This window comes from Aequorivita iocasae, assembly GCF_016757735.1.
Taxonomy (GTDB): Bacteria; Bacteroidota; Bacteroidia; order Flavobacteriales; family Flavobacteriaceae; genus Aequorivita; species Aequorivita iocasae.
The window spans coordinates 1,147,243-1,170,229 of sequence record NZ_CP068439.1; the positions used below are offsets into that span (position 1 = coordinate 1,147,243).

The window sequence follows — 22,987 nt, forward strand, 5'->3', positions numbered from 1 at the left end:
TCCAGATTTATGAAAACCGTAGCTTTTTCCCTTCTTGCCCTTGCAGGTTTCACCTTTCTATTTTCCTGTAAAAACAACGCCAAAACCAACGAAGAAACCCAGACTGTTGTAACTGATTCCATTCCTGCGGAAACTGCGCCCAATGCTATGTACGTTACCGCTGTAAGTGGATTAACTTTACGTGAATTTCCCAATCTGCAAAGTGCGAAACTTGCCGTGATGCCCTTGGGCACGAAAGTGAAAATCGTGAAGGCCGAAGGAAAAACCACGATGAACGTGGGTGGAATTGATGGCGCGATGGACGAGGTGGAGTTTAATAATCAAAAAGGGTTTGCTTTTAACGGTTTTCTTTCAAAGTTTTTCCCTCCCGGGGAAAATGCTTCCGCAAAAAACTATGCTGAGGAACTAAAGAAAGATTTTCCAAAAGTGAGTTATTCCGAAGCTACGGGCGGTACGGCGAGCAAGCCTACAAAAACCGAAACCTTGATTTTGCCAACCGATACATGGCACGAGGCATTTTTTACGGCGCAACAACTATTTGCAATTCCGAAATCGTTTGCGTTTCCAAATCCTAAGGGTTCCAATAGCGAAACGCAACAAAACAATGAGAAAAAGAAAACCGATTTTATAAGTGAACTCCAAATTTCACGAAATGAAAACCAGCTTCAGAAAATAGTGTATAATTATAAAACCACTGGTTTTGGCTATACGGTTACTATTACCAAAGAAGCGGAGGGGATGAAACTTGAGAAGACGGAAGTAGCAGACTAATTATTTCACCTGCGTAACGCGCAACGTATTCACCATTCCCTTATCCACAATAGGCATAGCTGCAAGGTTTATTAAATAGTCGCCTTTGTGCACGTAGCCTTTTTCAAAAGCAATCCGGTTTACATCGTCCACGGTTTCATCAGTACTTACGTATTTGTCGTAATAAAAGGCTTTTACGCCCCAAAGTAAATTCAAACGGGCAAGAATACGTTTGTTAGAAGTAAATGCCAAAATAAAAGCTGAAGGGCGCCATGCTGAAATTTGGAAAGCAGTATAACCACTATTTGTCAAAGTGCAAATAGCTTGCGCCTCAATTTCATTGGCCATATGTGCTGCGTGGTAGCAGATGGATTTGGTAACGTAACGGTTGGTTTTTATTTGCGGAGGCTCCTGTGGCACGCGTATCAATTCAGAGTTTTCTACACTTTTTAGGATTTTTGCCATTGTTTTTATAACAGCTACTGGATAATTGCCCACGGAAGTTTCGCCCGAAAGCATCACGGCATCGGCACCATCCATAACAGAGTTTGCCACGTCGTTCACTTCGGCGCGGGTTGGGGTTAATGAGGTTATCATCGTTTCCATCATTTGGGTAGCTATGATTACGGGAATGCGGGCACGCTTTGCGGTAAGCACCAATTCTTTTTGAATTAGGGGCACTTCCTCTGCGGGCACTTCTACGCCCAAATCGCCGCGGGCTACCATAAGGCCGTCGCAATATGCGATGATCCTGTCAATATTTTCGACCGCCTCGGGCTTTTCAATTTTTGCAATTATGGGAATTTTATATTCCGAATGCGCTTCAATCAACGCTTGAAGTTCCTTTAAATCCTCGGCGTGGCGTACAAAGGAAAGGGCTATCCAATCTACCTTTTGTTCAATGGCAAAAATGGCGTCCTCTTTGTCTTTCGCAGTAAGGGCAGGGAGCGAAATTTTGGTGTTTGGCAAATTCACACCTTTTTTTGAACGCAACGGTCCGCCCTGAATTACCATTACTTTTACTTCGTTTACATTATTGGTTTCGAGCACTTCAAAAATAAGTTTGCCATCGTCTAAGAGTACCCGCTCGCCAGCGTTTACATCTCGCGGAAAATTGTCATAGTTCATATAAACGCGTTCGCGGTTGCCCTCAAACTCATCGCCAGTGCAGAATAAAAGCTCATCGCCGGGTTGCACGATCACTTCTTCTTTCATCATCCCCACACGAAGTTTTGGCCCTTGCAGATCGCCCAAAATGCCTACGTGTGTATCCAATTCCTCGGAAAGTTTCCTGATGGTGGCGATTGTTTTTTTGACAGTAGTATAGTCAGCATGCGAAAAATTCACCCTAAATACGTCCACACCCTCCAAAATCATATATCTGAGGGTTTCTTCACTGGAAGTTGCAGGGCCAAGGGTTGCAACTATTTTGGTTCTTTTTTGATTTGACATTTAGTCGAAAATTAAATTGTTTTTTGATTTTATATTTTCCATTTCAACTGTGTAAGCTGAAATAACTTGTTTTATTCCGGTTATTTCTGAAAGTATTTTTCGCAGTGGATCTGTTTCAAAATCTGAGTAAATTTTCAGAAAATAATCCACTTTTTTAAATTCAGGAAGCAAATAATGTGCTGTCGATTTCTCTGAAACCAAATCTGCAAATAGACCACCAGAGGACTGTAACCCTGCTTCAACCGATTTGCATTTGTTGGCTATTAGGTAAAAATGGGTGTATTTGTGCACATCTTCAAAAGCATATAGCGGAAACGTTATCAGCAAACCTTCTGTTGAAAAATCGAGGTCGGTTTGTTTTCTTTTCAGCTTCAAATTTAAGTGGCGATTCATGAGATAGGCCATTTTATAGGCTTCTTCGCTACAATGGATGGCGATGAGCGTGTAGGGCTCTTCAAAATCTTCATCAAAAATCAATTTGTGATTTGCCATTGCTATTTTCAAGATATCTACTTACAAAAATAGGCAACTTTAAAGGGATTAACGAAAGAACTTGGTTGCTATCGCTAAATTTGATGGTAAAATAACTTTTGGCAGCTAAGGTTTTTCTGAATCAACCTTAATTTGAAGTTTGTAAAAGGCTCTTTTGGCTGCGCGTTCCTCGGCTTTCTTCTTTGAGGTGGCCCTTGCTTTTGCCACTATTTCATCTTCAAGTTTTAATCTAACGGCGAAATGTTTCAGTTCGTCTTTGCCGTTGTCTTCATAAACTTCAAAAGTGAACTGTTTTTTATGTTTTTGGCACCATTCAATGAAAAGACTTTTATAGCTGATTACCTTTCCCTCCAGTTTTTTGATGTCCACATAAGGTTTGATGACCCTTTTTTGGATAAATTTTTCGCAGTATTTAAATCCGCGATCCAAATAAATGGCGCCCACTAAGGCTTCAAAAACGTTTCCATAGATATTTCCACTGAATTGCTGAGTGGGAATGGTGGTTTTTAAAAATTTTACCAATTGTAGGTCGCGGCCTAATTCATTCAAATGCTCACGGCTCACAACCTTACTGCGCATTTTGGTAAGATAGCCTTCGTTGCCTCCAGGTACTTTTTTGAACAAATGTGCAGCAATTACGGCACCTAGCATGGCATCTCCCAAAAATTCGAGACGTTCATAATTTTGTGGTTGGCCGCTGGTATTTTTTTCGTTGGTAGAACGGTGGGTGAAAGCGGTTTCGTATATGGAAAGGTCTTTAGGGTTAAACCCCAATATTTTTTTTAGGGAATTGGAAAATTCCCCGTTTTTGTCTGAACGGGAAGAAAATATGTTTTTAATGGAGGCCATTAATTGTTTTAGGCATCAAGTTTTTTAAAGAGCACACAAGCATTGTGCCCGCCAAACCCAAATGTATTGCTCATTGCCACTTTTATATCGCGTTTTTGAGCTTTATTGAGGGTAAGGTTTAAGGAAGGGTCTATGTTTTCATCTACCGTAGTATGGTTAATGGTAGGTGGAACAATCCCGTATTTCATTGCCAAAATAGAGGCAATAGCTTCAATAGCGCCGGCAGCTCCCAAAAGGTGCCCGGTCATGGATTTTGTTGAATTAATATTGATGTCTTTTGCGTGCTCGCCAAAAACATTTACAATAGCTTTCAATTCGGCAACGTCGCCCAGAGGGGTTGAGGTTCCGTGGGTGTTTATGGCATCCACTTCATTCGGGCTCATATTGGCATCGCGCAGGGTGTTCAGCATAACGCGTTCCACACCAATACCGTCAGGATGGGGTGCGGTCATATGGTAAGCATCACTGCTCATCCCACCGCCAACCACTTCGGCATAAATTTTTGCGCCACGCTTTTTTGCGTGTTCGTATTCCTCAAGGATCAACGCGCCAGCGCCTTCACCCAAAACAAAACCATCACGGGTGGCATCAAATGGACGTGAAGCCGTTTCAGGACTATCATTACGGGTAGAAAGGGCGTGCATTGCGTTAAAACCGCCCATCCCGGCTATGGTTACAGCTGCTTCGCTACCGCCGGTTACAATAATATCGCAATGCCCCAAACGTATGTAGTTTAGTGCATCTATCATCGCATTGGCAGAGGAGGCGCAGGCAGAGACCGTTGTATAATTTGGCCCCATGAAACCGTGCTTTATGGAAATATTTCCAGGCGCAATGTCCGCAATCATTTTTGGAATAAAGAAGGGGTTGAAACGTGGTGTTCCATCCCCTTCTGCATAGTTTATTACTTCATCTTGAAAAGTTTCCAGCCCACCTATTCCGGCTCCCCAAATTACACCAACACGAAATTTATCAACCTCGTCGAGGTTTATTCCGGCGTCTTGTATGGCTTCATCTGAAGATACAAGGGCATATTGGGCAAAACGGTCAAGTTTTCGGGCTTCTTTCCTGTCAAAATGATCTTCTGCGTTGAAATTCTTCAATTCGCAAGCGAATTTTGTTTTGAACTTTTCAGTATCAAAATAAGTTATGGGCGCACAGCCACTTTTCCCACTAACAAGAGCATCCCAATATTCTTGAATATTGTTACCGATAGGGGTAAGTGCACCAAGGCCTGTAACTACAACTCGCTTTAATTCCATAGAAGAATTCTTATTTTGCTGCTTCTATATAGGAAATTGCTTGACCAACAGTGGCAATGTTTTCAGCTTGGTCGTCTGGAATCTGGATATCAAATTCTTTTTCAAATTCCATGATAAGCTCTACCGTATCTAGGGAGTCTGCTCCTAAGTCGTTAGTGAAGCTTGCTTCGTTTACAACTTCGTTTTCGTCTACACCTAATTTGTCTACGATAATCGCTTTTACTCGTGATGCAATGTCTGACATAATTCTTGATTTTTAAATTTAATTATAAGTGGCAAAAATAAAATATTTTAATTGAAATCACCATTTAATGTTAAAAATGTGCCTTTGATAATTTTGAATTTTCACATTTCAACAAAATTGGAAAAACCAATTTAAACAATTTTGGGCGAAGTAAAACCCTATTGCCTTACTTTTGTGTTTTATTTGTTAATATTTACTTCGAGAAAAACTTTTGGAAACGGGAATGAAGAAGCGGATTGTAATTTTTGCGTCGGGTAGTGGTACCAATGCCGAGAACATTATTAAATACTTTCAACGAACCCAGTTTGCCGAGGTCGTTCGCGTGCTTTCAAACAAGAAGGATGCCAAAGTTTTGGATCGTGCCGAAAAGCTTGGCGTAAATACGGTTTTCTTTACAAAGGATGAATTGTTTTCTGAAAACGGCGTTTTAAAAATTTTGCAAGAAGTGAGTCCAGACGTAATAGTATTAGCTGGTTTTCTGCTGAAATTTCCTGAAATTATTCTGAAGGAATTTCCGAATAAGGTAATCAATATTCACCCGGCATTGCTGCCAAAATACGGCGGAAAAGGAATGTACGGCAACTTTGTGCACGAGGCTGTTGTAAAAAAGAAAGATGCCGAAACAGGAATAACCATCCATTATGTGAATGAAAATTATGACGAGGGCGCAATTATTTCACAAAAAAAAGTAACCCTTTCAGAAAAAGAAACGCCAGAAACCGTTGCTGAAAAGATACATAAATTGGAATACGAGTGGTTTCCGAGGATAATTGAAGAAGTACTTCGCAATGGCTAAAAAACAAAAATTTTACGTAGTCTGGTTCGGAAATCCTGCTGGTATTTTTGGCAGTTGGGAAGAATGTAAGCGTTCCATACAAGGGGTAAAAGGCGCACAGTACAAAAGCTTCGAAACTTTCGCCGAAGCCAAAAAAGCTTACAATAAAGAATACTCAGATTATAAAGGAAAGACTGTAAAAAAAGTACTTTCCAAAGAACAGCTTCAAAAAATAGGCGAACCGAATCTTTATTCCATCGCGGTGGACGCAGCATCCAGCGGCAACCCCGGAAAAATGGAATATCGCGGGGTGGATACCCAAACGCACAAACAACTTTTCCATCAAGGGCCTTTTCAGCAGGGAACCAATAATATAGGCGAGTTTTTAGCTTTGGTTCACGGATTGGCGTTTCTGAAAAAGAACAATAGCGACCGTATTATTTACAGTGATTCGCGAATTGCAATGGGTTGGGTAAAAAGGAAAAAATGCAACACAAAGCTAAAACAATCTGCGAAAAACAAAACGCTTTTTGAATTGGTTGCACGTGCCGAAAACTGGCTCAAAACCAATAAATACGAAACAAAAATAGTGAAATGGGAAACCAAGGCCTGGGGTGAAATTCCTGCGGATTTTGGGCGGAAATAAATTTTACAGATTAATTTTCATTATCCAGATTTCTTTAAAATATTCGAAATATTTATAGGTTTTCCATTTTTCGTAAACAGGTTTCAAAGTATTGTTTTGGGCAACATATACGTAATTCCAGTTATTTCTTGGGTTGATGAAAGTTTGTGGGCTGTAGCTTTTTTCAGTTAAAAATTGTGACCATTTTACAGCATTTTCTTTTACGGAAAATACATTTGTAACCAGGTAATAGCCCGAAGCCAAACCGGGAACTGCCATCGATTGGATTCTGACCTCCTTTTTTATTTTATCCTCTTCTGAAAGAACAATGGGTTTTTTGGCGACTACTTTTTCTTTTTCAAGGGGTTTAATTTCCTTTTTTTCAGTTGAAATAATAGCTATTTTCTTTTCCTCCACAATAGGTTCTGAAACTTCTGTAACTGCAGGGTCACTAACAAGAGGGTCTGAAGCCACATTTATTTTTTCTTCTAAAAAATCCTTGTTAATTTCAGTTTCAAATGCTACAAAAAACAAGTAAAAACGATCTGCTTTTGCTTGAAACCTAAGGTTTGCCTGCGTGCTTGCATTGTCCAAAAGGTCATTGTTTGGGTTTGGGATTTCCATTTTCAATAAATCAAAACCCAATGTGTTGGCGCTGTGTGGGTTTCTATCTGTAAAAAATTCATCACCCATTGTAATAGAACTGTTGAAAAAATTTTTTTCTTTCCTTACTTTATTGCTTAAAGGTTTATAATCTCCAGATTTTTTATCGAATATAAAAAGCTCATCTGTCTTTATTTTCCGGTCACCCTCCATGGCTCCGAGAGCGATGGTAGTATTAACAATGCCTTCTTCTTTGCTTTTAAAACCCTTGAAATCTATATCGATGACTTCTTTATTCACTTCAACCAGGCCATTATAGGTCGTGAAGTATTTTGGGCTTTCCGAAGGGTCCTCATAAATAACATATAAAAGCCAACCGGCAGAGCCGCCGCCCGAAATTTCACCTTCGGTGGCTTTAACGTTGGCAACGGTATAAGTGCCGTTAATAGTTGCAAGATTCTGAAGTTTTGTGGTAACATCGGCATAGCAAACATAGGGGGAATTGGTTTTGAAAACTTCCGTATTGTAACTATCAAAAATTATTTTACCGATTAAGGTTTCATAGATTCCACTAGGTGTTTTAAACAATATTGAATTTACCGCTGCATCCCTTTCGCCACGACCCACGTGTACCATTCTATTGCCAGATTTCCGCAGTGCACTTTTTTCATCAGGGTACAATCCACACCAATAAAGGGCGGCGTATGAAATCTTGGGCTTTACAGGAGTGCTTTTTATAATAGCTTCACTGGAGCTAAATGTTGTTTCATCATTATCAATATCTATATATTTCATTTTTACAACATCGTTGGGAATGCCAATATCCATTAATGGTTCTGTGGGGTCATCGCCCAAAATGTTGTTTCCAATAAGTATGGAATTCCCCTGAAGATAAAATTGTTTGTTTTCTTTAAACGGAACGCCATCTTGGGGATATATAAATTGAAAAAACAGAAAGAACGAAATTAAAAAGCATAAGTTTTTCATTCATAGGAAATTAAAAGTTTCGGAATTTACAATTTTTTTACATATCACGATTTTTTACTTTAAAAATCATCTTATTATTTCTTCAACTTTATAAGTACTTAAAATTGTAAATAATTGATTAAATTTGCACCCTCTTTAAAAACCCTTTATGAGCAAACTCGTAATTGTTGGCACCGTTGCCTTTGATGCCATTGAAACCCCTTTCGGGAAAACCGATAAAATTCTTGGCGGCGCCGCTACCTATATAGGTTTGGCAGCTTCCCAATTTAAAGTTGATGGTGCAATAGTTTCAATCGTTGGTGGCGACTTTCCGAAGAAAGACCTAAAAATGCTCGAAGAAAACGGGATGGATATTACAGGCCTTGAGGTCGTGAAAGATGGAAAAACCTTCTTCTGGAGCGGAAAATATCACAACGATATGAATACCCGCGACACTTTAATAACAGATTTAAACGTACTTGCAGATTTCAACCCACAGGTTCCCGAAGAATATCGCGATGCAGAAGTGGTGATGTTAGGAAACCTACATCCGCTCGTCCAATTGGGCGTGATTGAGCAAATGGATTCACCAAAACTAATTGTGCTTGATACAATGAACTTTTGGATGGATAGCGCTTTAAATGAATTGATGCAGGTTATTGCAAAAGTAGATGTAATTACAATTAATGATGAAGAGGCAAGACAGCTTTCCGGTGAGTATTCACTGGTAAAAGCTGCCCATAAAATTATGGAAATGGGTCCGGAATACGTGGTTATAAAGAAAGGAGAGCACGGCGCATTGCTTTTTAGCGATGATGATGTTTTCTTTGCGCCCGCACTTCCGCTTGAAGAAGTTTTTGATCCAACCGGAGCTGGCGATACGTTTGCAGGTGGATTTACTGGCTATTTGGCAAAAACCGGCGATTACAGCTATGATAATATGAAGAATGCCATCATTAACGGTTCTGCACTTGCTTCGTTCTGTGTTGAAAAATTTGGTCCCGAAAGATTGCTTCAGCTTTCAAACGGGGAAGTGCACCAACGCTTGCAGCAATTTAAGAGCCTAACACAATTTGATATCAAATTAACCTAAATATGCGCCCTGAAATTTCAGGGCGTTTTTTGTACATTTATATAGTTTCAGAAAAAATATGAGCGACGCCTTAAAACACGAATGTGGAATTGCACTGGTAAGATTGTTGAAACCCTTGGAATATTACAAGGAAAAATACGGCACGGCATTTTACGGAGTAAATAAAATGTATCTGATGATGGAAAAGCAGCACAACCGCGGGCAGGATGGTGCTGGTTTTGCAAGCATTAAACTGGATGTAAATCCTGGGGAGCGGTACATAAGCCGCGTACGTTCCAATGCCGCGCAACCCATTCAGGATATTTTTGCACAAATTAACGAACGCATAAATCTTGAATTCAAAAGCCATCCCGAATACAGAGAAGATGTTGCCGCACAAAAAAAGCACATTCCATATATAGGTGAATTGTTTCTTGGCCACGTTCGCTATGGCACCTTCGGAATAAACAGTGTTGAAAACGTCCACCCTTTTCTACGTCAAAACAATTGGATGCACCGAAATTTAATAATTGCGGGTAATTTTAATATGACCAATACCAACGAGCTTTTTGATAATCTCATAAAGCTCGGCATGCACCCCAAGGAAAAAGCCGATACCGTTACGGTAATGGAAAAAATAGGCCACTTTTTGGACGATGCGGTTCGAAAACTCTACAAAAAGGCAAAGGCAAAAGGAATGACTAAACAAGAGGCCTCTCCCTATATTGCCGAAAACCTTAACGTCGCAAAAATTCTTCGGAAATCTGCCGCCAATTGGGATGGCGGATATGCTATGGCCGGTCTTTTGGGCCATGGCGATTCTTTTGTGCTTCGCGATCCGGCAGGAATTCGGCCTGCATATTTTTATCAAGACGATGAAGTGATTGTGGTTGCTTCGGAAAGGCCCGCAATCCAAACAGTTTTCAATGTTCCCTTTGAAGAGGTGAAAGAATTGGAGCCTGGCAACGCAATTATTATAAAAAAGGACGGAAGCATGAAACTTTCTGAAATACTTGCGCCATTGGAACGCAGATCCTGCTCCTTTGAACGTATTTATTTTTCCCGCGGAAGCGATGCCGAAATTTATCAAGAGCGAAAAATGCTCGGAAAATTGATAATGCCGAAAATTTTGGAGGCCATAGATTTTGATACTGAAAATTCAGTGTTCTCTTTTATACCGAATACTGCCGAAACTTCTTTTTACGGAATGCTGGAAGCTGCACAGGACGAACTGAACAAACAGAAAAATGAGGCAATTTTGAATGAAAAGGAGAAATTGACCCCAGAAAGGCTTCAAGAAATTCAAGCACACAAAATACGTACAGAAAAGATTGCCATAAAAGATGTAAAACTCAGAACTTTTATAACTGACGATAGCAGCCGGGACGATTTGGTTGCGCATGTCTATGATGTTACTTATGGTGTTGTTAAAACAGATGATAACCTCGTAATTATTGACGACAGTATTGTTCGTGGAACCACCCTGAAGAAAAGTATTTTAAAAATGCTGGATAGGCTTCGCCCAAAACAAATTGTCGTGGTTTCTTCTGCCCCGCAAATTCGTTATCCGGATTGCTATGGTATCGATATGGCGCGCTTGGAGCATCTGGTCGCTTTTCAGGCAGCCTTGGCACTTCACAAAGATCGTGGAACGTATGATGTTGTAGAAGAAATCTATCACAAATGTAAGGAGCAAGTTGCAATGGAAGATGCGTCAGTAATCAATCACGTGAAAAAACTTTATGCGCCATTTACAGACGAGGAAATTTCAGATAAAATTGCAGAGATAATAAGCGATGAAGATATAAAAGCAAAAGTAAAACTTATCTTTCAATCTGTTGATGATTTACATAAAGCATGCCCTAAAAATCTTGGCGATTGGTATTTTACTGGCAATTATCCTACGGCTGGTGGAAACCGGGTTGTGAACCGAGCCTACATCAACTTTTATGAAGGCAATCCAGAAAGAGCGTATTAAGATTCTAAAATTTTAACACAGCGTTTACCGTTTATCGGAAACCCGCTCCACTTAATCGAAATTGTTGATTAACACTGTTTTACTGCTCAAACTTAAATTATATTTGAGCTTACCATAAGGCGTAAGTAGGTTAGGTCTATGGTAAGATTTGGGGCAAAATAGGCAGACTCTCGTCTGCCTATTTTCATGGCCTGACCGAAGTGTATGATAAGACCTAACAGTTTGTGATCCACTTCCTATTTCTCTTTGTAAAAGATTGCCTCATCCATCTCTTAAATATTTGTTGAAAATAACACATTAGCAATCGCTTAGGAATGTTAAATTTCAGTGTTAAATGCATTTTACTGGCAGAAAAACATTAAAATATGTTTTTCAACGAAAAAATTGGCAATTCATCTAAAAGCATAATTTTGAATGCTTTATTGGCATATATTTGAACATACCATTAGCATAAGTAGGTTAAGTTCATGGTAGATTTGGGGCAAAAAAAGGTAAACGCTAGTTTACCTTTTTTTATGTTTCAAATTTTTTTTAAGTGGCAAATATTTCAGCAGTTACTTTCAAGTTATCAACCCTCCATTTTTTTAAACAAAAAAATCCGCAATCATTTAGACTGCGGATTCTTAATTTAAATTGTCTAATTTAAAATTTACTTGTTTTTGGCATAATTAGCAGAAACTTCTTCCCAATTAATCACATTCCAAAATGCACCAACGTAGTCAGGACGCTTGTTTTGGTATTTCAAATAGTAAGCATGTTCCCAAACGTCCAATCCTAAAATTGGAGTTCCGCCGCAACCTACTTTTGGCATCAATGGATTATCTTGGTTTGGGGTTGAGCAAACGTCTACTTTTCCACCTTTGTGTACGCAAAGCCAAGCCCAACCAGAGCCAAACTGCGTTTTAGCAGCGGTAGAAAATTTTTCTTTAAAATCCTCAAAACTTCCAAAGGCACTATTAATAGCCTCTGCAAGTTCACCCGAAGGTTTTCCGCCGCCATTTGGAGACATTACTTTCCAAAAAAGGCTGTGGTTATAAAATCCGCCACCATTATTACGGACGGCTTTATTTTCCATATCAAGGTTGGTCAGAATATTTTCAATGGTTTTTCCTTCCATGTCGGTGCCTTTTATAGCATCGTTCAATTTATCGGTGTACCCTTGGTGGTGTTTGTCGTGGTGTATTTCCATCGTTCTGGCATCTATGTGCGGTTCAAGCGCATCAAATGCATACGGTAATTTCGGTAATTCGAAAGACATAATTATATCGTTTTTTATTGGTTATTACTAAATTCACTCAAATTTAGACATTCTCACCTCTTTAAAGTGTTATAGATTTTATAAGATTTCTATTCAATTATAGATTATTTTGATTCCAAAGCCATAAAAGAAGTATTTTAGTACAAAATGAAAATTCCTTGGAAAAACAAACCTCCTTTTCAATTTATGATGCCGCGGCCGGAAGCGGAAAAACTTTTACGCTCGTAAAAGAATATTTGAAACAGATACTTTCTTCAAAAAGCGAAGATTACTTTAAACATCTTTTGGCGATCACTTTTACCAACAAGGCGGTAGCTGAAATGAAACAGCGCATTGTAGAAACACTTGTTAATTTTAGTGAAGAAAAAAGCATCGCCCAACCGCTGCCGATGATGCTGAAAATTGCTGATGAAACGGATAAAAGTTTGGTTGAAATTCAAACTCAATCCAAAAAAATCATCAAAAATTTACTTCATAATTACGCAGCTTTTAGTGTAGAAACAATTGACAGATTCAATCATCGGTTAATACGAACTTTTGCGCGCGATTTAAAACTGGCTACAAATTTTGAGGTAACGCTGGAAACAAATGAGCTCTTGGCGGAGGCCGTAGATCTTTTGCTGAGCAAAGCTGGGGAAAACAAGGAAATTACAAAAGTTTTGCTCGATTTTGCCTTGGAAAAAACAGACGACGACAAATCGTGGGACATTTCACGCGATATCGCCGAAGCTGCCAAATTGCTTTACGATGAAAACGAATCAGGCCACGTTTCACTTTTGAAGCAAAAATCGTTGGAAGATTTTCTGGCATTCAAAAAACAATTGATCCTTAAAAAGAAAGAACTTTCGGAAGCAATTGAAGCTATTGCTTCGGAAACACTTCAGCTTATTGCCGAAAGTGGTTTGCAGTTTGACGATTTTAGCGGTAGTTATCTTCCGAAGCATTTTCAAAATCTTTCCATTGGAAGATATGATTTGAATTTTGGTGCAAAATGGCAGGAAACCATGGGCGAAAAGCCATTGTATCCAGGAAGGGTTTCCGCAGCCATTGGTGGAATTATTGATGAATTGACCCCTAATTTTATTGAGAATTTCCAACAAACTAAAGCATTGGTCTTTCAGTTGCTTTTGGTGGAAAATATGCTAAAAAACATCACCCCACTTTCAGTAATAAATCTGGTAAACCACGAAATTGAAACCATAAAGGAAGAAAAAAATGTATTACCAATTTCAGAATTCAATTCGCTAATAAATAAGGAAATAAAAAACCAGCCCGCACCTTTTATTTACGAACGTTTGGGCGAAAAATACCGTCACTTTTTTATTGATGAATTTCAGGATACTTCAAAACTGCAGTGGGAAAATTTAATTCCGCTTATTGATAATGCGCTTTCGCAACAATTAGAGCCAACCTCCGGGAGTCTGTTGTTGGTGGGCGATGCCAAACAATCCATCTATCGTTGGCGAGGCGGTCTGCCCGAACAGTTTATGGATTTGTACGGAAACTACAATCCATTCCAACGTGAAAAGGAGGTGTTTCCTTTAGATACCAACTTTCGAAGTTGTGCCGAAATTGTAAAATTCAACAATGAATTTTTTACAAAGATTTCATCCTATTTTGCAAATGTAGATCACGGAAAACTATATGAGGAGGGGAACAAACAAAAGCTGAATGCAAAGGAAGGCGGCTATGTGAAATTTGAATTCATTGAAAAGCAGAACAAAGCCGAAAAAGAGGAAACCTATTCAAAATTGGTTTTAGAGACCATTCGCGATGTAAAAAACAAGGGTTTTTCAGAAAGTGATGTTTGCATTTTAACCCGCAAAAAAGCAGATGGAATTGCCCTTGGCGCCTTTTTGATGGAGCAGGGTGTTCCTGTAATTTCTTCGGAAACCTTGCTTTTGCAATCTTCAAATTTGGTTCAAATTCTCGTTTTTTCTTTGCAAGTTTGTTTGTATCCAAACAACGACGAAGCCAAAATACAATTGTTGGATTTATTGTACGATCAGCTTAATATTGCTGAAGAAAAACATACTTTTTTCACCAAATTTTTAAATATTTCCGAAGCAAGGTTTTCAGAAAATTTAAGGGAATACGGCGTTGATTTTTCCTTTGCGGAAATGTGCACGGTTTCGCTTTATGAAGCTTTTGAATATTGTATTGAAAAATTCAAAATCGCTGAAGTTGCTGATGCATATCTTTTCGGTTTTATGGATTTGGTCTATGAGTTTGAGCAACAACCGCAGGCCGATAAAATATCATTTTTAGACCATTGGGAAACAAAAAGGGAAAACGCTTCAATTCCAGCCAGCAAAGGCACCAATGCCGTGCAGTTGATGACCATTCACAAAGCAAAAGGACTGGAATTTCCGGTGGTTATTTTTCCGTTTGCAGATATGCAATTGTACGACGGAAAATATGACAAGCTTTGGTTTCCGCTAGAAAATGAAGATTTCAGTTTTAAGGAAGCGCAAATAAATTACAAATCTGAAATTGTAAATTATGGCGAAATTGGTGAACAAATGTACAACGAGCACCGAAGCCAGTTGGAGTTGGACACCATTAACTTGCTGTATGTTACATTAACCCGCGCAGTTGAAAAACTCTTTGTTTTTGCCGAAATGCCCACCGAACCAAAAGATGGAATTCCCTCAACATACAACCATCTTTTTATGGAGTTTTTGAAGCAAAAAAATATGTGGAACGGTGATCAAATGATTTATGAATTCGGAAAAAATTCAGAAAATACTTCAAAGAAAAAGGAAGTCATTTCCCAAATGGAACCGAAATACCTTTCCAGCAATCCCAACACACATGGTTTGAAAATTGTTGCTTCCGAAGAAATGTTTTTGGAAACGGAAACCGTTGCAGCCATTACCGCCGGAAATCTACTTCACGACACAATGGCTCAAATTTATTCGGGGGCCGATGCTGAAAGGGTTTTGGCGGAATTGGAAATGCGGGCGATTATTCCAAAAGAAGAGTTTGATAGTTTGCAGAAAACGGTTTTTCAAATTATTCAACATCCCGATTTAAAAAAGTTGTTTGATGGAACCGATAAAGTTTATAATGAACGAAGCATAATCACGAAGGACGGTTTGGTTTTGAGGCCTGATAGAATAAATATTAATTCTGAAAACGCTTCAACCATAATTGATTATAAAACGGGTAACCCTAAAATTTACCACAATGATCAATTAATTGATTATGCAAATGCGTTGCAGGATATGGGTTTTATAGTTTCGGAAAAAATGCTTATCTATAGCAATGAGGATGAAATAGTGATAAATAAAGTTTAATTTTGAAGCTTAAAATAAAGCACAATTATGTACGGGAAAATAAAGGAACACTTACAGAGCGAATTAGAGGAAATAAAGGATAACGGCCTTTTTAAAAAAGAGCGAATCATTACTTCACCACAAGATGCTGAAATAACTATTTCTACCGGTGAAAAGGTTATTAATTTTTGCGCAAACAATTATTTGGGGCTTTCTTCAAACAAAGAGGTGATTCAAGCAGCGAAAGATGCAATGGACACTCACGGTTTTGGAATGTCGTCAGTTCGTTTTATCTGCGGTACGCAGGATATCCATAAAGAGCTGGAGCAAAAAATAGCTGATTTTTATGGCACAGAAGATACAATACTATACGCAGCCTGTTTTGATGCCAACGGCGGTGTTTTTGAACCCCTTTTGGGCGCTGAAGACGCGATTATTTCAGACTCATTAAACCATGCTTCAATTATAGATGGGGTACGCTTGTGTAAGGCAGCGCGCTATCGCTATGAAAATAGCAATATGGAAGATTTGGAAAAACAACTTATTGCCGCAAATGAAAAAGGGGCAAGGTTTAAAATTATAGTTACGGACGGTGTATTCTCAATGGACGGTTTAGTCGCTCCACTTGATAAAATCTGTGATTTAGCAGATAAATATGACGCTCTGGTAATGATAGATGAATGTCATGCCACAGGTTTTATTGGCGAAACTGGCCGAGGCACTTTAGAAGAAAAGGGTGTAATGGGCAGAATAGATATTATTACCGGAACCCTTGGAAAAGCCTTGGGGGGTGCCATGGGCGGGTATACCACGGGGAAAAAAGAAATTATCGAGATGCTTCGCCAACGTTCTCGGCCATATTTGTTTTCAAACTCATTGGCGCCGGCAATTGTGGGTGCATCTATTAAGGTGTTTGATATGCTTTCAAGTAATACATCCCTAAGGGATAAGTTGGCAGAAAATACGGCTTATTTCAAAAAAGGGATGAAACAAGCAGGGTTTGATATTATTGATGGCGATTCTGCCATAGTACCTGTAATGTTGTATGATGCCAAACTATCTCAGCAAATGGCAGATATGCTTTTGGAGGAAGGAATATATGTTATAGGGTTCTTTTTCCCGGTGGTACCAAAAGGTAAAGCGAGAATCCGCGTACAGCTTTCAGCAGCTCACAGTAATGCGCATTTGGACAAAGCCATAAATGCCTTTATTAAAATTGGAAAAAAATTGGAAGTTATTGGCTAGTAAATCCTTTATTTACGTATCTATAGCAACGACTTTAGGAAAATTTTATTAGATTTGCTTTTGTTTATAAAATTTAACAACTTACTTTTGCTCTTAATTAACACTTAAAAATTAAACAATCGAATATGAAACATCTTAACAGATTATTAGTTGCTGCTATCCTATTTATGGGAATCGGGGTGGCGAACGCACAAGACGAAAACAATCCTTGGGCTGTTGAGGTTGGTGTAAACGCTGTTGACGTTTATCCAGCTGGACTCAATGAGGATCAAGTACGTATCCCAGCTGCTGCTAGAGGGGATATCTTTGACGAGTATTTTAATGCAAATGACCACTGGAATATCCTTCCATCAGTTTCTAGGCTAGCTATTAGCAGATACATTGGTAGTGGTTTTGTATTCACTGCAGCAGGTTCTATTAACAGAATTGACAAATTAGGCGATATTTCTGTTGATGACCTTAGCTACTACAGTGCAGACGGAGAGGTTAAGTATAGCTTCAAAAATGCACTAGGTGGTGGATGGTTTGATCCATCTATTGGTATTGGTGGTGGTTACACTTGGGTTGATGACATCGGCTTTGGTACTGCTAACGCACTTGCTGGTGTTAAGTTTTGGTTCAATGATTATTTAGCTCTTAACCTTCAATCTACTTACAAGCATGCCTTTGAGGATTCTTATGGAATCACTCACTTCCAACACTCTGCTGGAATCGTATTCCAATTCGGTGGAAAAGATACTGACGGTGACGGAATCTATGATAAAGATGATGAGTGTCCAGAAACTCCAGGTCTTCCTGAGTTTAACGGATGTCCTGATACAGACGGTGACGGCATCGAAGATAGAAATGATGCTTGTCCAAACACTCCTGGTTTAGCTGAATTCAATGGTTGTCCTGATACTGATGGTGATGGTATTGCTGATCCACAGGATGAGTGTCCTACTGTTGCTGGTTTAGCTGCACTTAACGGTTGCCCAGATGCCGACGGTGATGGTATCGCTGATAAAGATGATGCTTGTCCAAACGAAGCTGGTCCAAAAGCTAATAACGGTTGCCCTTACCAAGACAGAGATGGTGATGGTGTTCTTGACAAAGATGATCAGTGTCCAGATGTTGCTGGTACTGTAGCAAACAAAGGTTGTCCAGAAGTTTCTGTAGAAGTTATCAAGCAATTGAATGAATACTCTAAAACTATCTTGTTTGACTATGATAAGTCTTCTATCAGAAAAGAGTCTTATGCTGCACTTCAGAGCATTGCTGATATTATGAAAGAATATCCTAACACTACTTTCCACGTAGAAGGTCACACTGACAGCCGTGGTAGTGATGCATATAACATGAAGCTTTCAAAAGAAAGAGCTGCTTCTGTTAAGGATTACTTAACTACTATCGGTATGGATGGCAACAGATTAACTTCTGAAGGTTACGGTGAAGAAAGACCAATTGCAACTAACAATACTGCAGCTGGTAGACAACAAAACCGTCGTGTTGAAATTTCTTTGAAGAAATAATTTCAACAGATAAGTTTTAATAAATAATTTTGAAACGCCTCCGATTTTCGGAGGCGTTTCTTATTTTTAGGATATGCTAACATTTCTTCAAGAGGCCCTAGCCGATATTAAAAATAGTCTTTCAGACATTTCTGAAATTACATTTATACTCCCTAGCAAACGCGCTGGTGGCTTTCTTCTGAATGAGTTAAAAAAAAATTCCGATACTACTTTGTTTGCTCCAAAGATTTGGAGTATTGAGGAGTTTATAGAAGAACTCTCAGGCCTTAAAATTATCGATAATACAGAACTCCTCTTTAAAAGCTATGAGGCTTATTTAAGTACCGATTCAATAAAAGAAAAGGAAGATTTTGAGAGCTACTCAACCTGGGCCATTACATTATTGAATGATTTCAATGAAATAGATAGATACCTTGTGGACCATATACAGTTCTTCAACTATTTGGCCAGTATAAAAACACTGGAAAGATGGGGAGTAAAGGAAGAAAAGACCGAATTGATAAACAACTATTTGCAATTTTGGGAAAGCCTTCCCGGATTTTATGAAAATATTCAGTCGCTCCTGCTAAAGGAACAAATTGGATACCAGGGTATGGTTTACCGAGAGGCTTCGGCGAATATTGAACATTATATTAATAACAATAAAAATAAAATTCACGCATTCATCGGTTTTAATGCCTTAAACCTGGCCGAGCAGCATATTATACAAGAATTGCTGGAAACCGAAAACACAATGATTTATTGGGATGCTGATCGCACATTTTATGAAGATTTAAAACACAGTGCTTCTCATTTCATAAGAAAATATATAAATGAATGGAAATATTTTCAACAGAAAACACCAAAGTTCATCGCTCAAAATTATGAAAAACCAAAAGGTTTTCAATTTATAGAAGTCCAGAAAAATATTGGACAGGCAAAGCATGTGGGTGAAATGCTTTCTACCCGTTCTGAGGATGAAATCAACAAAACGGCCATCGTGCTCGGCGATGAAAACCTCTTGGTCCCCTTGCTCTATTCATTGCCAAAGAATGTAAAAAATATCAACCTTACCATGGGTATTTCCCTCAAGAATTTTCCTGCGGTTGTTTTTTTTGAAAAGCTTTTCGCTATTCACCATAGAGATACGGAAACACTTTATTATAAAGATATTCTTTCCATTTTAAACCATCCATTAGGAAAGGATTTGCTATCCAATGCCAGTGATATTACACAAACATTGATACGTGAAAATAACACACATAATACTTTCGCAGATTTGATCGAGCTATCAAATAATGTGGAAACCGAGATGCTGGAGCTTCTTTTTAAAAGTTGGAAAGACAGTAGCACAACCGCCATAAAATCTTCATTAAAGATAATTGACAAACTTCAAAAAAAGCATACACATGGTGCTATTGAAAGTATGGTGCTCCATCAACTAAAAAAGATTTTTAGTAAGATTGACGCATTAAACCAAAAGTACCCACATTTAAAGTCAGTAAAAAGCATAAGTATACTTTTTTCAGAACTAATTGCAACCACTTCCCTCGATTTTGAAGGCGATGCCTATAGTGGACTTCAGGTGATGGGTGTTCTCGAAACACGGGTTCTCGATTTTGAAAATGTAATAATTACCTCTGTAAACGAAGGTATTTTTCCTTCCGGTAAATCTAACGCATCATTTATTACTTATGATTTGAAACAACAATTTGGTCTTCCACTTTACTTAGAAAAGGACGCCATCTACACCTATCATTTCTATAGATTGTTGCATAGAGCAACAAATATCACACTACTTTACAACAATCATTCTGAAGGCATAAATACAGGTGAAAAGAGCCGCTTTATAAGACAATTGGAAGTTGAAAAACAACCAGCCCATACCATTGAAAAATGCATTCTTTCACCAAAGGTTAAAATTAAGGCACAGTCTCTAAAGCAGATTCAAAAAACCGAAGCTATAATGATGCGAGTACGTGAAATTGCCGAAAAGGGATTTTCGCCCTCGTCATTAACCAGTTATATCCGCAATCCAATCGAATTTTATTTTCAGAAAATTTTAAAACTGAATGAATTTGAGGAAGTAGAGGAAACCGTTGCGGCAAATACCTTAGGAACTATTGTTCACGACACTTTAGAGATTTTTTATAAGCCTTTGGAAGGTTCATTCCTTTCAATTGAAAAGCTTTCGGAAATGAAAAATAAAATTCACGAACAGGTGACTTCTGAATTCAAAAAAACCTTTAAAGGAGGAACGTTTACCAAAGGAAAAAACCTCATTATTTTTGAAGTGGCAAAGCGATACATTTCAAATTTTATTGATCGTGAACTTGCCGATATCCAAGCGGGAAATAGTATAAAAATCATTAAAATTGAAAGCGATCTTACTTTGAAAATTCCTATTCAAGAACTTGATTTTCCTGTAAATATCCATGGGAAAGTAGATCGCGTTGATGAATATAACGGGCAACTTAGAATTATGGATTATAAAACCGGATTGGTAACTCAAGGCGATGTAGAAATCATTGACTGGGAAAAATTAAACCAAGATTACAAATTTAGCAAAGCCTTTCAAGTACTAGCGTATGCGCTAATGATGAATAAAAAGATCCCGATTAATAATGCCGAAGCCGGCATAATCTCATTTAAAAATCTGGGAAGCGGATTTCTAAAGTTTGGAACAAAAACTTCTCCTTACAGCAAAAGAAACCAACAAATAAACAGTGATGTTTTAGAGACATTTACGGTTGAACTGAAGAAATTAATTTTGGAAATTTGCGACCCAAACATTCCATTCACTGAAAAAGAGATAAGTAAATGATCATAAATAAAAACAGAATACTTTCCACAGAAAACAAAAAACCGATTCTTTACGATGTTTATTATACCGAAACGGACAAACCGCAACCGCTAGTTGTTTTCTGTCACGGCTATAAAGGTTTTAAAGATTGGGGTGCGTGGCATTTAGTGGCCAAAGCTTTTGCAGAAGCTGGTTTTTGCTTCGTAAAATTCAATTTTTCTCACAACGGCGGAACCATGGAACAACCTATCGATTTCCCAGATTTGGAAGCGTTTGCAGACAATAATTTTAGTTTGGAACTGGACGATTTAGACAGGGTTTTAAACGAAATTGAAAAAGGAAATGAAAATCTTCCCAAGCAGATTTCAACAATATCCTTAATTGGCCACAGTCGTGGCGGTGGAATTGTATTGATAAAAGCGAATGAGGATAGCCGAATTGACAAGGCAGTCACATGGGCCAGTGTAAGCGATTTTAAAGCAAGATTCCAAGAAAATACTCCAGAGTTCGAAACATGGAAAGAAACAGGCGTAACCCACGTTGAAAACAGTCGGACAAAGCAAATGCTGCCTCACAAATTTCAGTTTTACAAAGATTTTAAGGAGAACGAGGAGCGTTTTTCTATTAAGCGTGCGGTCAAAAACTTAAAAATTCCACAGCTTATTGTTCACGGAAGCGAAGACCCAACGGTTTCCGAAAAAGAGGCAAGGGCAATCCATTCGTGGAATCCAGAAAGTGAGCTGAAAATAATTGAAGGCGCAGACCACGTTTTTAATGCAAAACATCCTTGGGAAGAAAATAGTTTGCCACAAAATCTCGAAAAAACTGTTGCGGAAACGATTGAATTTATTAAATAAAAAAACCACCGCATAACGGTGGTTTTTTGTGGAGAATATCGGAGTCGAACCGATGACCTCTTGCATGCCATGCAAGCGCTCTAGCCAGCTGAGCTAATCCCCCATTGCTGATTTAGGTTGCGAAAATACTAAATTTTTTGATATCGCAGCACCGAAATTACAAAATGAATTTTATTCCTGTACCGGTAAGACCAACAAAGGTTTGCTCGTGTAGAACTCCTTTTTATGGATTTCGTTCTTTTCCCAAAGTTTTTTGAAAAAACCACGCTTCCTTCTAACTACACAAAGCATATCTGGGCTAAATTGTTGGAAATATTCAATTACAGCTTGAAAGGTAGTAGCGGCTTCAACCTGGGTATATGAATTTTGTAAAGCCATTAAATTATGGGTTACATTTTTCATATCTTCCGTAGTTTCGGCCGTTTCAACATGAAGTACGTTTACCTCAGTTTTAAAACTTTGCTTAAACACTCTAACGGCTTCCAACAATTCATCGTGCTCAAAAGTTCCATTTTTAAATGCCATCAACATGGTTTTGGGAGGTTGAAACTTCGCTCCTTCCGGCACTACGAGTATAGGAATATTGGTCTGCTTTAAAAGCTTTCCAGAGGTTTTCCCAAGATATACCTCTTCCTTTATGGAATTACTGCGTGGGGCCAGCACCATCAAATCAATTGGCACTTGTTTGCCAATGCGGTTTATACCTTCCACAACCTCCCCTTTGATGGGGTGCGCAATCACCTGCACTCCTTGGCGGTCCACTTGTGAAAGCACTTCATCCAAACGATTTTCAGATTCTTCCTTTAATATGGTATTTACTTTTGAAAGTCCACCAACTTTTGAAAGTTCCTGAAATACAGAAACCACATACACATTTGCGTTTATTGATTTGGCCAAATCTATGGCATATTGTAAATTACTGATTGCGTTTGCTGAAGACCCTACGGGCACCAAAATATTTTTCATAAGACGAAACTTCTTCTTAGTT

18 protein-coding genes and 1 tRNA gene are annotated in these 22,987 nt (G+C 38.6%); 10 read left to right on the forward strand and 9 right to left on the reverse strand.

What is annotated here, in order from left to right; genetic code table 11:
• Positions 1-9 precede the first annotated feature (9 nt).
• A complete protein-coding gene (locus tag JK629_RS05405; RefSeq protein ID WP_202337591.1) occupies positions 10-771 on the forward strand; it encodes an SH3 domain-containing protein in 762 nt (253 codons plus the stop codon).
• Here JK629_RS05405 and pyk read toward each other — a convergent pair whose 3' ends face one another.
• The 5 genes from pyk to JK629_RS05430 all read right to left on the reverse strand — a co-directional run bounded on the left by pyk (position 772) and on the right by JK629_RS05430 (position 5,049).
• Complete coding sequence (pyk, locus tag JK629_RS05410) at positions 772-2,202, reverse strand: pyruvate kinase (RefSeq protein WP_202337592.1); 1,431 nt, start codon at positions 2,200-2,202, stop codon at positions 772-774.
• Positions 2,203-2,694 carry an IPExxxVDY family protein gene (locus JK629_RS05415; RefSeq protein ID WP_202337593.1) on the reverse strand — a complete coding sequence of 164 codons (492 nt, stop codon included), beginning with the start codon at positions 2,692-2,694 and terminating at the stop codon, positions 2,203-2,205.
• Between the two features lie 105 nt (positions 2,695-2,799).
• The gene (gene rnc, locus JK629_RS05420) at positions 2,800-3,543 is read right to left on the reverse strand and encodes a ribonuclease III (RefSeq protein WP_202337594.1); all 744 of its coding nucleotides are present in this window, start codon (positions 3,541-3,543) and stop codon (positions 2,800-2,802) included.
• Between the two features lie 8 nt (positions 3,544-3,551).
• Positions 3,552-4,805: a beta-ketoacyl-ACP synthase II gene (fabF, locus tag JK629_RS05425; protein ID WP_202337595.1), complete on the reverse strand. Its 1,254-nt coding sequence runs from the start codon at positions 4,803-4,805 to the stop codon at positions 3,552-3,554.
• Between the two features lie 10 nt (positions 4,806-4,815).
• Positions 4,816-5,049 (reverse strand): acyl carrier protein, encoded by a 234-nt coding sequence (locus JK629_RS05430; RefSeq protein ID WP_014781833.1) that lies wholly within the window; start codon positions 5,047-5,049, stop codon positions 4,816-4,818.
• Positions 5,050-5,272: 223 nt separating this feature from the next.
• On the opposite strand from JK629_RS05430, the gene purN reads away from it, so the two are divergent.
• Both purN and JK629_RS05440 read left to right on the forward strand, forming a co-directional pair.
• Positions 5,273-5,845, forward strand: coding sequence for a phosphoribosylglycinamide formyltransferase (purN, locus tag JK629_RS05435; protein WP_202337597.1), 573 nt, complete (start codon positions 5,273-5,275; stop codon positions 5,843-5,845).
• Positions 5,838-6,470 carry a ribonuclease H1 domain-containing protein gene (locus tag JK629_RS05440; RefSeq protein WP_202337598.1) on the forward strand — a complete coding sequence of 211 codons (633 nt, stop codon included), beginning with the start codon at positions 5,838-5,840 and terminating at the stop codon, positions 6,468-6,470. Before purN ends, JK629_RS05440 begins: the two co-directional genes overlap by 8 nt.
• Positions 6,471-6,473: 3 nt before the next feature.
• Here JK629_RS05440 and JK629_RS05445 read toward each other — a convergent pair whose 3' ends face one another.
• Positions 6,474-8,039: a hypothetical protein gene (locus JK629_RS05445; RefSeq protein ID WP_202337599.1), complete on the reverse strand. Its 1,566-nt coding sequence runs from the start codon at positions 8,037-8,039 to the stop codon at positions 6,474-6,476.
• 148 nt (positions 8,040-8,187) lie between these two features.
• Between JK629_RS05445 and JK629_RS05450 the strand changes: the two genes are divergently transcribed.
• Positions 8,188-9,111: a PfkB family carbohydrate kinase gene (locus JK629_RS05450; RefSeq protein WP_202337600.1), complete on the forward strand. Its 924-nt coding sequence runs from the start codon at positions 8,188-8,190 to the stop codon at positions 9,109-9,111.
• A 58-nt stretch (positions 9,112-9,169) separates the two neighbouring features.
• Positions 9,170-11,068, forward strand: coding sequence for an amidophosphoribosyltransferase (locus tag JK629_RS05455; RefSeq protein ID WP_202337601.1), 1,899 nt, complete (start codon positions 9,170-9,172; stop codon positions 11,066-11,068).
• 649 nt (positions 11,069-11,717) lie between these two features.
• Here JK629_RS05455 and JK629_RS05460 read toward each other — a convergent pair.
• Positions 11,718-12,326 (reverse strand): superoxide dismutase, encoded by a 609-nt coding sequence (locus JK629_RS05460; protein WP_202337602.1) that lies wholly within the window; start codon positions 12,324-12,326, stop codon positions 11,718-11,720.
• A gap of 158 nt (positions 12,327-12,484) precedes the next feature.
• Here JK629_RS05460 and JK629_RS05465 point away from each other — a divergent pair, with 158 nt between their 5' ends.
• From JK629_RS05465 to JK629_RS05485, 5 genes are all read left to right on the forward strand, one after another.
• On the forward strand, positions 12,485-15,625 hold the full coding sequence (locus JK629_RS05465; RefSeq protein WP_202337603.1) for a UvrD-helicase domain-containing protein: 3,141 nt from the start codon (positions 12,485-12,487) through the stop codon (positions 15,623-15,625).
• A 27-nt stretch (positions 15,626-15,652) separates the two neighbouring features.
• Complete coding sequence (gene kbl, locus JK629_RS05470) at positions 15,653-16,849, forward strand: glycine C-acetyltransferase (protein WP_202337604.1); 1,197 nt, start codon at positions 15,653-15,655, stop codon at positions 16,847-16,849.
• Positions 16,850-16,974: 125 nt separating this feature from the next.
• Positions 16,975-18,360, forward strand: coding sequence for an OmpA family protein (locus JK629_RS05475; RefSeq protein ID WP_202337605.1), 1,386 nt, complete (start codon positions 16,975-16,977; stop codon positions 18,358-18,360).
• Positions 18,361-18,433: 73 nt separating this feature from the next.
• Positions 18,434-21,163, forward strand: a complete 2,730-nt coding sequence (locus JK629_RS05480) for a PD-(D/E)XK nuclease family protein (RefSeq protein WP_202337606.1) — start codon at positions 18,434-18,436, stop codon at positions 21,161-21,163.
• Positions 21,160-21,999, forward strand: a complete 840-nt coding sequence (locus JK629_RS05485) for an alpha/beta hydrolase family protein (protein ID WP_202337607.1) — start codon at positions 21,160-21,162, stop codon at positions 21,997-21,999. The genes JK629_RS05480 and JK629_RS05485 overlap by 4 nt, the downstream gene beginning before the upstream one ends.
• Positions 22,000-22,028: 29 nt before the next feature.
• Here the strand turns inward: JK629_RS05485 and JK629_RS05490 are convergent.
• Positions 22,029-22,102: transfer RNA gene (locus JK629_RS05490), tRNA-Ala, on the reverse strand.
• Between the two features lie 68 nt (positions 22,103-22,170).
• Entirely contained in the window at positions 22,171-22,965 is a 795-nt protein-coding gene (locus JK629_RS05495) for a universal stress protein (protein ID WP_202337608.1), read from the reverse strand.
• Positions 22,966-22,987: the final 22 nt, after the last annotated feature.

Coding starts and splice junctions, on each gene's coding strand:
- JK629_RS05405 (WP_202337591.1), top strand. CDS start 10: ATGAAAACCGTAGCTTTTTCCCTTCTTGCCCTTGCAGGTTTCACCTTT.
- pyk (WP_202337592.1), bottom strand. CDS start 2,202: ATGTCAAATCAAAAAAGAACCAAAATAGTTGCAACCCTTGGCCCTGCA.
- JK629_RS05415 (WP_202337593.1), bottom strand. CDS start 2,694: ATGGCAAATCACAAATTGATTTTTGATGAAGATTTTGAAGAGCCCTAC.
- rnc (WP_202337594.1), bottom strand. CDS start 3,543: ATGGCCTCCATTAAAAACATATTTTCTTCCCGTTCAGACAAAAACGGG.
- fabF (WP_202337595.1), bottom strand. CDS start 4,805: ATGGAATTAAAGCGAGTTGTAGTTACAGGCCTTGGTGCACTTACCCCT.
- JK629_RS05430 (WP_014781833.1), bottom strand. CDS start 5,049: ATGTCAGACATTGCATCACGAGTAAAAGCGATTATCGTAGACAAATTA.
- purN (WP_202337597.1), top strand. CDS start 5,273: ATGAAGAAGCGGATTGTAATTTTTGCGTCGGGTAGTGGTACCAATGCC.
- JK629_RS05440 (WP_202337598.1), top strand. CDS start 5,838: ATGGCTAAAAAACAAAAATTTTACGTAGTCTGGTTCGGAAATCCTGCT.
- JK629_RS05445 (WP_202337599.1), bottom strand. CDS start 8,039: ATGAAAAACTTATGCTTTTTAATTTCGTTCTTTCTGTTTTTTCAATTT.
- JK629_RS05450 (WP_202337600.1), top strand. CDS start 8,188: ATGAGCAAACTCGTAATTGTTGGCACCGTTGCCTTTGATGCCATTGAA.
- JK629_RS05455 (WP_202337601.1), top strand. CDS start 9,170: ATGAGCGACGCCTTAAAACACGAATGTGGAATTGCACTGGTAAGATTG.
- JK629_RS05460 (WP_202337602.1), bottom strand. CDS start 12,326: ATGTCTTTCGAATTACCGAAATTACCGTATGCATTTGATGCGCTTGAA.
- kbl (WP_202337604.1), top strand. CDS start 15,653: ATGTACGGGAAAATAAAGGAACACTTACAGAGCGAATTAGAGGAAATA.
- JK629_RS05475 (WP_202337605.1), top strand. CDS start 16,975: ATGAAACATCTTAACAGATTATTAGTTGCTGCTATCCTATTTATGGGA.
- JK629_RS05480 (WP_202337606.1), top strand. CDS start 18,434: ATGCTAACATTTCTTCAAGAGGCCCTAGCCGATATTAAAAATAGTCTT.
- JK629_RS05485 (WP_202337607.1), top strand. CDS start 21,160: ATGATCATAAATAAAAACAGAATACTTTCCACAGAAAACAAAAAACCG.
- JK629_RS05495 (WP_202337608.1), bottom strand. CDS start 22,965: ATGAAAAATATTTTGGTGCCCGTAGGGTCTTCAGCAAACGCAATCAGT.